Below are 12,121 nucleotides of genomic sequence, written 5' to 3'. Positions count from 1 at the left end.
GGCAGACCAGGTACGCGAGATCAAACTCACGCGTCAAAAATTCGCGACAAAAAAAATGCGGCCCCGCTTTCGAGGGGCCGCATTCGATACTTCACTCAAACTGAAAGGGCGAAAACGTTCCTCGACTAGCGTCGCTCCGAAGTGGTTTCGGTCAACGTTCGCGGTGTCATAACCGTATTCGCCTTGTTCGCGTTGAGTTGTGTACTGCATTGAACACCCGGAGGCCGGGCATTCTCAATTCGTTGGTAGGCTCGATTGGATTCGAACCAACGACCCCCACCATGTCAAGGTGGTGCTCTAACCAACTGAGCTACGAGCCTAGAGAAGCTAAGATTATATGGAGTGGTTACGGGCTTGGCAAGTGTTTTATGCGGTCGCAGCAAAACGACGCGGATCCAACCCCATCAGGATTTCCGCTCTGCCCGCACGACGCCCTGCACCTCGCCGAGCAGCGTGCACGCGCGCTGCACCTGCGCCGAATTCGACACCTCGACCGTGAACTGCATGAATGCCGCATTGCGGCGGCTTTGCGTCTTCACGCCCACGACGTTGATCTTTTCGCGCGCGAACACTTCGGAGATATCGCGCAGCAACCCTTGCCGGTCGCTCGCCTCGATCATCAGGTCGACCGGATAGACGGATGCGCCGCGCCCGCCCAGCACGTCGGCCGACCAGGTCGTCTGCAGCACGCGTTCCGGCGCGCGCTCGACCATCCGGCGAAACGTCGGGCAGTCGGTGCGATGGATCGACATCCCCTTGCCGCGCGTGACGAAACCGCTGATCGGATCGGGCGGCGCCGGACGGCAGCAGCGCGCCAGTTGCGTCAGCAGCGCGTCGACGCCGACCACCAGCACGCCGGTCGACGCGCCGTGCGCGACGCTCGCGCCGCTGCTGCGCTTCTCGAAATCAGCCGGCGCCTCGGGCGCCGGTTCCGGCGGCGGCGCGTCGGACAGCGCGTGCTCGACGTTGCGCAGGCTGAATTCTTCCTTGCCAACGACCGAGAACAGTTCCTCGGGCGACTTGAAGCCGAGCTTCGCGGCGAGGTTGTCGAGGTTGACCGACGTCTTGCCCTCGCGCTGCAGCGTCTTTTCGACGAGCGCGCGGCCGTGCGCGACGTTTTCTTCCTGCTCGATCGAGTTGAACCACGCGCGGACCTTCTGCCGCGCGCGCGAACTCTTCAGGTAGCCGAGCTGCAGGTTCAGCCAGTCGCGCGACGGTCCGCCTTCCTTCACCGCGACGATCTCGACCGTCTGGCCGTTCGCGAGCGACGTGTTCAGCGGCACCATCGCGCCGTCGACGCGCGCGCCGCGGCAGCGATGGCCGAGCTCGCTGTGCAGGTGATACGCGAAATCGACCGGCGTCGCGCCCTGCGGCAGCGCGATCACGCGCGCCTGCGGCGTCAGCACGTAGATGTGGTCGTCGTCGAGCGACGTCTCGCGCAATTGCGCCCACGCCTGGTCGCCCGATACCTCGGTGCCGTCCTCGACGTCGTCCTTCCATGCGAGCAACTGGCGCAGCCACGCGATCTTCTCGTCGTACTTGTCACTCGCCGAGAACTGGCCGCCATAGCCGCGCGCGCCGGCCTCCTTGTAGCGCCAGTGCGCGGCGACGCCGTACTCGGCGAAACGATGCATCTCCTGCGTGCGGATCTGCACTTCGAACGCGCGGCCGTCGTCGCCGATCACGACCGTATGCAGCGACTTGTAGCCGTTCGGCTTCGGCCGCGAGATGTAGTCGTCGAACTCCTTCGGCACCGGCTGCCACAGGTGATGCACGATGCCGAGCACCGCGTAGCAATCCTTGATGTCGGGCACGATCACGCGGAATGCGCGCACGTCGTACAGCTCGGAGAAATCGAGCTCCTTGCCGCGCATCTTGCGCCAGATGCTGTAGATATGCTTCGGCCGGCCGCTGACGTCGGCCTGGATGTGCGCTTGCGCGAGCTCGTGCTGCAGCCGCGCGATCGCCTGCGTGACGTACGCCTCGCGCTCGATGCGCTTCTCGTCGAGAAGCTTCGCGATCCGCTTGTAGGTGACGGGATCCTCGAAGCGGAACGCGAGATCCTCGAGCTCCCACTTCAGTTGCCAGATACCGAGACGGTTCGCGAGCGGCGCATAGATCTCGAGCGTCTCGCGCGCGACGTCGGGCGGCGGATCCAGCTTCGCGGCCGCGTAGTAGCGCAGCGACTGCAACCGCGACGCGAGCCGGATCAGCACCACGCGGATGTCCTGCGCGAAGGCGAGCAGCATCTTGCGCAGCGCCTCGATCTGCGTGCGCCGCTCTTCGGCCGCGTCGCGCCCGGAGTCGGGCCTCGCGGCGTTCTGCGCGGCGCGCAGGCTGACGGTGCCGAGCCGCAACAGCTTGCGCACGTCGGACACGAGCCGCGCGACTTCGTCGCCGAAACGCTCGGTCAGCTCGCGCTCGGGATCGCTCAGGTGCGGCGTCAGCACGAACAGCGCGGCGGCCTGCATCGCGTGCGGATCGACGTTCAGCGTGCGCATGATCGCCGCGGTGCCGGCCGAGTGATCGGCGAGCAGCTCGCCCGACGACAGGCGCGCGTCGCCGGCCCGCTCGCGCACGAACGCGAGCACGTCGTCGAACGACGGCGCCGCGACGGGAGAAGCGGAAACGGATTCGGTCATTGCACGGCCTGCCGGATTACGGTCATCGTCGGATAACGCTCAGCTCCGCTGCGCGGCGACGACCACGATCTCGACGAGCAGCGCCGGATCCGCGAGCTTCGCCTCGACGGTCGCGCGCGGCGGCGTGTTGCCCGGCGCGACCCATGCGTCCCACTCGGCATTCATGCCTTCGAAGTTTGCGAGATCCGAAATGTAGATCTGCACCGACAGCAGATGCGCCTTGTCGCTGTTCGCTTCGGCGAGCAGGCGGTCGATGTGGCCGAGCACTTCGCGCGTCTGGCCGCGGATGTCCTGCGTGGTGTCTTCGGCGATCTGGCCGGCCAGATACACGGTACCGTTGTGGATCGCGGTTTCGGAGAGACGGGCCCCGACGTGGTGACGAATGACTGCCATGGAATGTTCCGGTCGTGATGGGTAGGAATTCGGGCGGCGGCACGGCCCGCGGGCCGCCGAACTGCATATTATGACGCGTTTATGCGTCGCCTTCGACGAAAAACCGCCGCGCGAGCGCAATCTGGTCCGCGCTGACGAACGCCGGCGCGTGGCCCGCACCCGGAATCTCGACCTGCGTCACATGCCGGCCGCGACGGACCATTTCGGCCGCCGTCTCGCGCGACAGCAGGTCGGACGTCTCCCCGCGCACGACGAGCAGCGTCGCGTCCGTCGTCTCGATCGCGCGCCACAGCGCGGCCTCGCCGAGCGCGGCCAGTTCGGGCGTCGTCGCCTTGAACGGCTCGGCGATGCGCGGATCGTAGCGCATCGTCCAGCCGCCTTCGGGCAGTTCGTGCAGCAACGGCCCGTTGATCTCGCGCCACTCGTCGGCGCTCAGCGCACCGAACGGCAGCGATAGCGACGTCAGATAGTCGACGCCCTCCTGCTCGGTCGCAAAGCGCGGCTGCACGCCGAGGTACTCGCCGATGCGCGTCAGCGAATCGGGCTCGATGCGCGGGCCGACGTCGTTGACGATCATCCGGCGCAGCGGCGAACCGGGCAGCCCGGCGAGCGCCATGCCGATCAGGCCGCCCATCGACGTGCCGAACCAGTCGACCGATTCGACGTCGAGCCGGGCAATCAGCGTCACCATGTCGGCCACGTACTGCGGAATCGCATAGAGCCGCGGATCGGCCAGCCGGTCCGACCGGCCGCGCCCCGCGACATCGGGGCAGACGACGCGATACGTATCGGACAGTGCGGCGGCCAGCCGGTCGAAATCGCGGCCCGAGCGGGTCAGGCCGTGCACGCAGACGAGCACGCGCGAATTCGCGGGGTCGCCCCACTCGGTATAGGCGACGTGGTGGAGGCCGGCCGTGCTCGCGCACTGCACGCGCCGCTGGCGGGGAACCGGGGGATTCGCTGGGGTCGTTGGCATCGTTGGCATCCTGTCGAACGGGGGGCGACGCGCGGGGCAACGCTTGCGGCGCCCGATGCAAACGATTGTAAACCGCTTCGGAATGACGGGGCGCCACGCACCCGGCCCGCTACCCGGAACGGGTTCAGTCGTGGCGGCGCCACGCGTCACGCAACTGCTCGCGCAGGAAATCGACGAACGTCCGCACGCGCAACGGCACGTGACGGCCGCCGGGATAGACGGCATGCAGCGGCGCGGCGGACGCCGCGAAGGCCGGCAGCACGCGTACGAGCCGGCCGGCGTCGAGATCGGCGCCGACGTCCCAGATCGACTTCAGCGCAATACCCGCGCCCTCGAGCGCCAGCGTGCGCGCCGCGCCGCCGTCGTTGGTCAGCAGCGCGGCCGTCACCTCGACCGCCACGCCGCCTTGCGTGCCGTCGAACCGCCATTCGGCACGCGGCTGGTCGCCCATCACGATGCATCGATGCGCACGAAGCTCGGCCGGATGGGCCGGCGCCCCGTGCGCCGCGAGATAGCCGGGCGCCGCGCACAGCACGCGATGATTCGGCGCCAGCTCGCGCGCGATCATCGTCGAATCGGCAAGATTGCCGATCCGCACGGCGACGTCGATGTCGGATGCGAGCAGGTCGACGACCGTATCGGTCAGCATCAATTGCACGGTCAGTTGAGGATGTCGCTGCTGAAAGGCCGCTACAAGCGGCGCGATCCGCAGGCGGCCGAGCTCGCCAGGCGCCGTCACGCGCAGCACGCCGCTGACCGTGCCACGGCGATCGCGCATCAGCGTTTCCGCATGCTCGATCTCGGCGAGGATGCGCAGCACCTGCGCGTGAAACTGCGCGCCGTCGTCGGTGAGCGTTTGCTGCCGCGTCGTCCGGTGCAGCAGGCGCACGCCGAGCCGCGACTCGAGATGCGCGAGCCGCTTGCTGACGACGGACAACGACAGGTCGAGCTCGCGCGCCGCCGCCGACAGGCTGCCGGCGGACACGATCCGCGCGAAGGTATCGAGCGCCGGGAAATCGTCGATCAGCGTCATAGCGCTCGCCTCACCCCAACCTTTCCTTTTTTCGAATAATCCATTCGCATTTTGCCCGTATTTGCATTCAGAACGGAAACCTACCATACCTGTTCCGCGTCGTCGCCTGACGCTTTCACAGGACCCTCGAAACCATGTCGATCCGCCTTCGTTCGGCCACCCGCCCCGTCGCGCACGCATTCGCGGCAGCCGCTTGCGTCGTGGCGCTCTGGCCCGCCGCCGCCCATGCCGCCGATCTCGTCGCGCCGCACACCCTGACCGTCGCGGCAGGCTTGCCGGCCGCGCAGGCCCGCGCACAAGTGCTGGCCGCGCGCCGCTACGGCAGCTTCTGGAATACCGGCGACCCCGCGCTCGCCCGCGCCGCGCTCGCAGACGACTTCACCGACCGCACGCTGCCGCCCGACCGCGAACAAGGCGTACCGGGGCCGCTCGCGGCCTCGAGCACGATGCGCGGCGCGATCCCCGACTTGCGCTGCGACATCGAACAGATGATCGTCGCCGGCGACCGGGTCGTCGTGCACCTGCATTTCCGCGGGCATTTCACCGGGGCGTTCAACGGAACGGCCGGGCGCGGGCAGGCGATCGACTTCATCGCGACCGATATCTATCGGATCGACCACGGCCGGATCGCCGAAAACTGGCACATCGAGGACAACCTGACGCTGATGCGTCAGCTCGGGCTCGTCGGCTGACGGAGGGAACGATGACTCACGATAACGACACTTCCGCGACGCCTCTGCCGCGCCGCACGTTCCTGGCCCAGGCCGGCGCCGGGCTCGCGGCCGGCGTCGCGCTGGCCGCGGGCACGTCCGTGGCGGCCACCGCCGCGCCGACGCCGGCGCCCGCGACACCGGGCGCCACGCCGTTCTGGCCGAACGGCGCGCGGCTCGTGATCTCGATCTCGATGCAGTTCGAGGCGGGCGGTCAACCGCCCACGGGGGCGGACAGCCCGTTTCCGGCCGTCGCGTTCCCGCCGTCGGTGCCGGTCGATCTCGCCTCGGCCACCTGGTTTGCGTATGGCTACCGGGAAGGCATTCCGCGGCTGCTCGATCTGTGGGACCGGCACGGCGTGAAAGTGACGTCGCACATGATCGGGGAAGCCGCGCGCCGGCACCCCGAACTGGCGCGCGAGATCGTGTCGCGCGGCCACGAAGCCGCCGCGCACGGCCCGACGTGGCGCGCGCAATTCACGATGAGCCGCGACGACGAGCGCCGCTTCCTGACCGAAGCGCGCGACATGGTCGAAGCGGTGACCGGCCAGCGCCCGACCGGCTACAACTGCAACTGGCTGCGGCGCGGGCCGCATACGCTGTCGCTGCTGCAGGAACTCGGCTACCTGTATCACATCGACGACGTCAGTCGCGACGAACCGTTCATCGAGCTCGTCGGCGGTCGCGATTTCGCGGTGGTCCCGTACACGCTGCGCAACAACGACATCCTGCTGATCGAAGGCCGCAACTACTCGCCGACGATGTTCCTCGAGCAGATCAAGCTCGATTTCGACCAGTTGTACGCGGAAGCCGGACAGCGGCGCAGACTGATGTCGATCAGCGCGCACGACCGGATCAGCGGCACGCCGCAGATGGTCCGCGCGTGGGACGCCTTCCTGCACTACGCTCGATCACACCCGGGAGTCGCTTTCATGCGCAAGGACGACATCGCGCGCTTCGCGCTGCACAGCCCGTCGACGCTGCGCGAGACCGAAACGATCTAACCGGATTCCGCTCAGCTCATTCCGTTTAACTCATCATCCAGGAGATGACTTCCATGAACGATCCGCTCCACGGAAAGAACGTACTCGTCGTCGGCGGAAGCTCCGGCATCGGCGCCGCCACCGCCACGGCATTCGCGCGGCGCGGCGCGCATCTGACGATCGCGTCGCGCGACCCGGCCAGGTTCGACGTCGACGCCATCCCGGGCGCGCAGGTGCGGACCGCAGCGCTCGACATCACCGATACGGCGGACGTCGACGCGTTCTGCGCGCGCGCCGGCCGGTTCGACCACGTCGTGATTTCAGCCGCGAAGACGGCCACGGGCCCGGTCCGGGCGTTGCCGCTGGCCGACGCGCAGGCAGCGATGGACAGCAAGTTCTGGGGCGCCTATCGCATCGCCCGCGCGATCGATATCGCGCCAGGCGGCTCCCTGACGTTCGTGTCGGGTTTCCTCAGCGGGCGGCCGAGCGCGTCGTCCGTCCTGCAAGGCGCGATCAACGCGGCGCTCGAGGCGCTCGCCCGCGGGCTGGCGCTCGAACTGGCGCCGGTTCGCGTGAATACCGTGTCGCCGGGCCTGATCGCGACGCCGCTGTGGGACAAGCTCGCACCCGACGCCCGCGACGCGATGTACGCGGGCGCCGCCCAGCGGCTTCCGGCGCGCAGGGTCGGCCAGCCGGAGGATGTCGCGAACGCGATCCTGTATCTGGCGGCCACGCCTTATGCAACCGGCTCGACGGTACTGATCGACGGCGGCGGCGCGATTGCGTGACACGTGCGTGCATGACAAAACGCCCCGCGTTCCGTCGGGAACGCGGGGCGTCGAGGTCATGCACCAGGGTAGTGCTCAGGCCACGGCGCTGACGTCGAGCGGCGCGCCCGTCTTCGCCTGGATCTCGTCGACGCTCACGCCGTCGGCGAGTTCGAGCACCTTCAACCCGGACGGCGTCACTTCGATCACGCCGAGATCGGTGATGATCAGGTCGACCACGCCGACACCCGTGAGCGGCAGGTTGCATGCCTCGAGGATCTTGTGCTGGTCGCCCTTCGCGACATGCTCCATCAGCACGACGACACGCCCCACCCCCGCGACGAGGTCCATCGCGCCGCCCATCCCCTTGATCATCTTGCCGGGGATCATCCAGTTCGCGAGGTCGCCCTGCTTGCTGACCTGCATCGCGCCGAGGATCGCGAGGTTGATGTGGCCGCCGCGGATCATCGCGAACGAATCGGCCGACGAGAAGATCGACGAACCGGGCAGCGTCGTGACGGTCTGCTTGCCGGCGTTGATCAGATCGGCGTCGACTTCGTCTTCGGTCGGCGACGGGCCGATGCCGAGCAGGCCGTTCTCCGACTGCAGCCACACCTCGACGCCGTCCGGCACGTGGTTCGCGACGAGCGTCGGCAGGCCGATGCCGAGGTTCACGTAGAAGCCGTCCTGCAGTTCCTTCGCCGCGCGCGCGGCCATCTGGTCACGATTCCAGGCCATGTCAGTCTCCTTTCGCGCGTACGACGCGTTGTTCGATGCGTTTTTCCGGCGTCGCATTCAGCACGATGCGCTGCACGAAGATCCCCGGCGTATGAACCTGATCCGGATCGAGCGTGCCGTTCTCGACGATCTCCTCGACCTCCACCACGGTGATCTTGCCGGCCATCGCGCACATCGGGTTGAAGTTGCGCGCGGTGCGGCGGTAAATGAGGTTGCCGGACTTGTCGGCCTTCCACGCCTTGACGAGCGCGACGTCGGCCGTCAGCGACGGCTCGAGCACGTAGTGGCGATCGCCGAACTGGCGCGTTTCCTTGCCTTCCGCGATCACGGTGCCGTAGCCGGTATTCGTGAAGAACGCGGGGATGCCCGCGCCGCCCGCGCGCAGCTTCTCGGCGAGCGTGCCCTGCGGCGTGAATTCGAGCTCGAGTTCGCCGGCCAGGTACTGGCGCTCGAACTCCTTGTTCTCGCCGACGTACGACGAGATCATCTTCTTGATCTGGCGCGTTTCCAGCAGCAGGCCGAGGCCGAAACCGTCGACGCCCGCATTGTTGCTGATGCAGGTGATGCCCTTGACGCCCGAATCGCGCAACGCCGCGATCAGCGCCTCGGGAATGCCGCACAGGCCGAAGCCGCCCACCGCGAAGGTCTGTCCGTCGCGGACGATCCCCTCCAGCGCGGCAGCCGCGCTTGGATAGACTTTGTTCATCAGTTGTCCCTTCCTCTATGGAAACCAGCAAAACCGGTTCACGCGCCACGTGGCGCAAGCCCGCCGCACCATTCTATGCATGCGCGGCGATGCCTGCGTCGAGGCGCGCTTTTTATGTCGCGACGAACGCCGCGAGATGCCTGAAAGGGTACGATGCGGCGCGGATGCGGCACAATACGCAAAAATACATAAGCATTTCCCTCCGCCCCCCGCGCCATGCCCGATCTCGATTACCAGACCGCCTTCCACCTCGCGCCGCTCGGCCTCGTGCTGTCGCGCGACCGCGTGATCGAGGACTGCAACGACGCACTCGCGTCGATCTTTCGCTGCGCGCGGGCCGACCTGATCGGACAATCGTATGCGGTGCTCTACCCGTCCACGGACGAATTCCAGCGAATCGGCGAGCGCATCGCACGCGTGATGGTCGCGAACGGCGTCTATTCGGATGACAGAATCATGAAGCGCGCGGACGGCGAACTGTTCTGGTGCCACGTGACGGGCCGCGCGCTCGACCGCACCGAGCCGCTCGCGGCCGGCGTCTGGACCTTCGAGGATTTGAGCGCGACGCGCCGCGTCGCGGTCGAACTGACCCCGCGCGAGCGCGAGATCGCCGCGCAGCTCGCGACCGGCAAGACCAGCAAGCAGATCGGACGCGTGCTCGACATCAGCTCGCGCACGGTCGACATCTACCGCGCGCGGCTGATGCGCAAATACGGAACGAACAATACGCCGGAGCTGCTGCAGCGCCTGCTCGGGCAGTGAACGCGCCTTGCGTCGCGGCGCGCGAATGACGATCGGCCGCACACGGCGGCCGATTGACGGACACCACCGGCCCGGCGCGCCACCGGCGACCCGGTGCGCGCCGCCTGTCGATATGCACGCTCAGCCGACTTTCGTCGCCAGCGCGTGCTCGATCGTGTCGCGCAGCAAGGGCGGCAGCGGCACCGACTTGCCGAGCGCGTAGTCGACCCACACGCAACGTGCGTTGCCGCGTGCATAGACATGCTGCGGATCGTCCGCGCGCGTGAGCTCGAACCCGGTGTCGAAACTGCTTCGGCCCGGCTTCGCGGCCGACATCCTCGCGATCACGTCGCCCGGATAGTGCAGCTGCTTGAGGAACTCCATCGACGCGGTGACGATGACGGGCCCCTGCCCTTCGCCGTTGCCGCCCGCAATGCCGAGCTGCTCGAACCACGAGATCCGCGCCTGCTCCATGTAGCGGAAATAGACCGTGTTGTTCACATGGCCGAATGCGTCCATGTCGCCCCAGCGGATCGGCATCGACATCTCAAAAACAGGGGAGTAATCGCTAGTTGCACTCATTGCAGTCTTCTTTGTTGCGAAATGTCATCCGCTCACGCAAGGCCGAAGCCGTCGTCCGCGGAGATGATCGAGCCATTGATGAACTGCGACTCGTCGGCCGCGAGCAGCAACAACAGCCCGTCGAGATCCTGCGGCTTGCCGACGCGCCGGCGCGGCAGCATCGACTGCAGCTTCTGGCCCTGCTCGGTTTCCCACAGGTAATGATTGATTTCGGTATCGATATAGCCCGGACAGATCGCGTTCACGTTGATCCCGTGGCGCCCCCACTCCAGCGCCATCGCGCGCGTCATCTGCACGACCGCGGCCTTGCTCATCGCGTACAGCCCGATCTGCGGGAACACGCGCAGCCCGGCCACCGACGCGATGTTGATGATCCGGCACGGCGGCTTGCCGTTGCCGCCGCCGTTCGCGCGCATGATCATCCGCTTCGCGACTTCCTGCGCGACGAAAAATGCGCCGCGCGTGTTCGTATCGAACACGAACTCGAAATCCGCCGGCGTGATGTCGACGAGCTTCTGCATCGTCGACACGCCCGAATTGTTCACGAGGATGTCGATCGTGCCGGCTTCCGTCTCCGCATGCGCGACGGCCGCCTTGATGCTCTGCACGTCCGTCACGTCGAGCGACACGACGTGCGCGGCGCCGCCCGCCGCCTCGATCTCCGCGCGCAACTCCTTCAGGCGCTCGACGCGGCGGCTCGCGAGCACGACCTTCGCGCCCGCCTGCGACAGCACTTGCGCAAAACGCTGCCCGAGGCCGCTCGACGCGCCGGTGACCAGCGCGACCTTGCCTTCCAGATTGATCGATCGACCCATTTGCACATCCCCTTTCGATGTCGTTGCGCCAGCCCGGGCGGCACAGCCCGGGCGGCATTACCCTAGCACAAAAAATAGAACGATCGTGCTAATCTACTTGCATGTTGTTGCGGCAAGCGTTTCGTTTCGCAGACAATACGCTCCCGAATAAAAGCATTCTAACGGTTAGAGGAACGCCAATGACCCCCGCAAGCCTCATCGAGCAATACGGCCCGCGCGAATCGATGGAATACGACGTCGTGATCGTCGGCGGCGGCCCCGCCGGGCTGTCGGCGGCGATCCGGCTCAAGCAGCTGGCCGCCGAGAAAGGCACCGAGATCGGCGTGTGCGTGCTCGAGAAGGGTTCCGAGATCGGCGCGCACATCCTGTCGGGCGCGGTGATGGACCCGCGCGCGATCACCGAGCTGTTTCCCGACTGGAAGGAACGCAGCGCGCCGCTCGACGTCGAGGTGAGCGAAGACCGCTTCCTGTTCCTGTCCGAGAAGAGCGCCGTCACCACGCCGAACTGGGCGCTGCCGGACAACTTCAAGAACCACGGCAACTACGTGATCTCGCTGGGCAACGTGACCCGCTGGCTCGGCCAGCAGGCCGAGGCGCTCGGCGTGGAGATCTTCCCCGGCTTCCCCGCTGCCGAGATTCTCTACAACGACGACGGTTCCGTGAAGGGCGTCGCGACCGGCAACATGGGCGTGGGCAAGGACGGCGAGCCGACCGAGAACTTCCAGCTCGGCATGGAGCTGCACGCGAAGTACACGCTGTTCGCCGAAGGTTGCCGCGGCCATCTCGGTCGTCAACTGATCTCGAAGTTCAAGCTCGACGCGAACGCCGATCCGCAGGCGTACGGGATCGGCATCAAGGAACTGTGGGAAATCGATCCGGCCAAGCACAAGCCGGGCCTCGTGATCCATACGGCCGGCTGGCCGCTGAAGTCGGACACGTACGGCGGCTCGTTCCTGTATCACATGGACAACAACCAGGTCGTGGTCGGCTTCGTGGTGGGCCTGGGCTACACGAACCCGTACCTGTCGCCGTTCG

13 protein-coding genes and 1 tRNA gene are annotated in these 12,121 nt (G+C 66.9%); 5 read left to right on the top strand and 9 right to left on the bottom strand.

Translation table 11 applies throughout. From position 1 onward, the window contains the following. Nucleotides 1-243 precede the first annotated feature (243 nt). The 5 genes from QZM72_RS28725 to QZM72_RS28705 all read right to left on the bottom strand — a co-directional run bounded on the left by QZM72_RS28725 (nt 244) and on the right by QZM72_RS28705 (nt 5,044). Nucleotides 244-320, bottom strand: a tRNA-Val gene (locus tag QZM72_RS28725). Between the two features lie 84 nt (nt 321-404). Then, complete coding sequence (locus tag QZM72_RS28720) at nt 405-2,642, bottom strand: bifunctional (p)ppGpp synthetase/guanosine-3',5'-bis(diphosphate) 3'-pyrophosphohydrolase (RefSeq protein ID WP_301739766.1); 2,238 nt, start codon at nt 2,640-2,642, stop codon at nt 405-407. A gap of 39 nt (nt 2,643-2,681) precedes the next feature. Then, on the bottom strand, nt 2,682-3,035 hold the full coding sequence (locus QZM72_RS28715; protein ID WP_006486103.1) for a RidA family protein: 354 nt from the start codon (nt 3,033-3,035) through the stop codon (nt 2,682-2,684). A gap of 79 nt (nt 3,036-3,114) precedes the next feature. After that, nucleotides 3,115-4,011, bottom strand: coding sequence for an alpha/beta fold hydrolase (locus QZM72_RS28710; protein WP_175974452.1), 897 nt, complete (start codon nt 4,009-4,011; stop codon nt 3,115-3,117). 124 nt (nt 4,012-4,135) lie between these two features. Then, nucleotides 4,136-5,044 (bottom strand): LysR family transcriptional regulator, encoded by a 909-nt coding sequence (locus QZM72_RS28705; RefSeq protein WP_089467280.1) that lies wholly within the window; start codon nt 5,042-5,044, stop codon nt 4,136-4,138. A 134-nt stretch (nt 5,045-5,178) separates the two neighbouring features. Between QZM72_RS28705 and QZM72_RS28700 the strand changes: the two genes are divergently transcribed. Genes QZM72_RS28700 through QZM72_RS28690 form a run of 3 tightly spaced genes read left to right on the top strand, consistent with a single transcriptional unit; the run spans nt 5,179 to nt 7,525 of the window. Beyond that, nucleotides 5,179-5,736, top strand: coding sequence for an ester cyclase (locus tag QZM72_RS28700; protein ID WP_301739765.1), 558 nt, complete (start codon nt 5,179-5,181; stop codon nt 5,734-5,736). Nucleotides 5,737-5,747: 11 nt separating this feature from the next. After that, nucleotides 5,748-6,758: a polysaccharide deacetylase family protein gene (locus QZM72_RS28695; RefSeq protein ID WP_301739764.1), complete on the top strand. Its 1,011-nt coding sequence runs from the start codon at nt 5,748-5,750 to the stop codon at nt 6,756-6,758. A gap of 53 nt (nt 6,759-6,811) precedes the next feature. After that, the gene (locus QZM72_RS28690; protein WP_089467277.1) at nt 6,812-7,525 is read left to right on the top strand and encodes an SDR family oxidoreductase; all 714 of its coding nucleotides are present in this window, start codon (nt 6,812-6,814) and stop codon (nt 7,523-7,525) included. A 75-nt stretch (nt 7,526-7,600) separates the two neighbouring features. On the opposite strand, the gene QZM72_RS28685 is transcribed toward QZM72_RS28690, so the two are convergent. Then, nucleotides 7,601-8,242 carry a CoA transferase subunit B gene (locus QZM72_RS28685; RefSeq protein ID WP_089467276.1) on the bottom strand — a complete coding sequence of 214 codons (642 nt, stop codon included), beginning with the start codon at nt 8,240-8,242 and terminating at the stop codon, nt 7,601-7,603. Nucleotide 8,243: 1 nt separating this feature from the next. Beyond that, nucleotides 8,244-8,948, bottom strand: a complete 705-nt coding sequence (locus QZM72_RS28680; protein WP_034184003.1) for a CoA transferase subunit A — start codon at nt 8,946-8,948, stop codon at nt 8,244-8,246. Nucleotides 8,949-9,164: 216 nt separating this feature from the next. Here QZM72_RS28680 and QZM72_RS28675 point away from each other — a divergent pair, with 216 nt between their 5' ends. Beyond that, nucleotides 9,165-9,710, top strand: a complete 546-nt coding sequence (locus tag QZM72_RS28675; protein WP_089467274.1) for a LuxR C-terminal-related transcriptional regulator — start codon at nt 9,165-9,167, stop codon at nt 9,708-9,710. 120 nt (nt 9,711-9,830) lie between these two features. Here the strand turns inward: QZM72_RS28675 and QZM72_RS28670 are convergent, their stop codons facing one another. Both QZM72_RS28670 and QZM72_RS28665 read right to left on the bottom strand, forming a co-directional pair. Next, on the bottom strand, nt 9,831-10,271 hold the full coding sequence (locus QZM72_RS28670; RefSeq protein WP_089434924.1) for a thioesterase family protein: 441 nt from the start codon (nt 10,269-10,271) through the stop codon (nt 9,831-9,833). A gap of 32 nt (nt 10,272-10,303) precedes the next feature. Further along, on the bottom strand, nt 10,304-11,086 hold the full coding sequence (locus tag QZM72_RS28665) for an SDR family oxidoreductase (protein ID WP_089467273.1): 783 nt from the start codon (nt 11,084-11,086) through the stop codon (nt 10,304-10,306). Between the two features lie 179 nt (nt 11,087-11,265). Between QZM72_RS28665 and QZM72_RS28660 the strand changes: the two genes are divergently transcribed. After that, the coding region (locus QZM72_RS28660) for an NAD(P)/FAD-dependent oxidoreductase (RefSeq protein WP_301739763.1) at nt 11,266-12,121 on the top strand (856 nt) is incomplete at its 3' end.

The sequence above is a fragment of the Burkholderia sp. AU45388 genome (assembly GCF_030481585.1).
GTDB classification, from domain to species: domain Bacteria; phylum Pseudomonadota; class Gammaproteobacteria; order Burkholderiales; family Burkholderiaceae; genus Burkholderia; species Burkholderia sola.
Note: the sequence above shows the minus strand (reverse complement) of the source record. Positions and strands in the feature narration are given on the sequence as shown.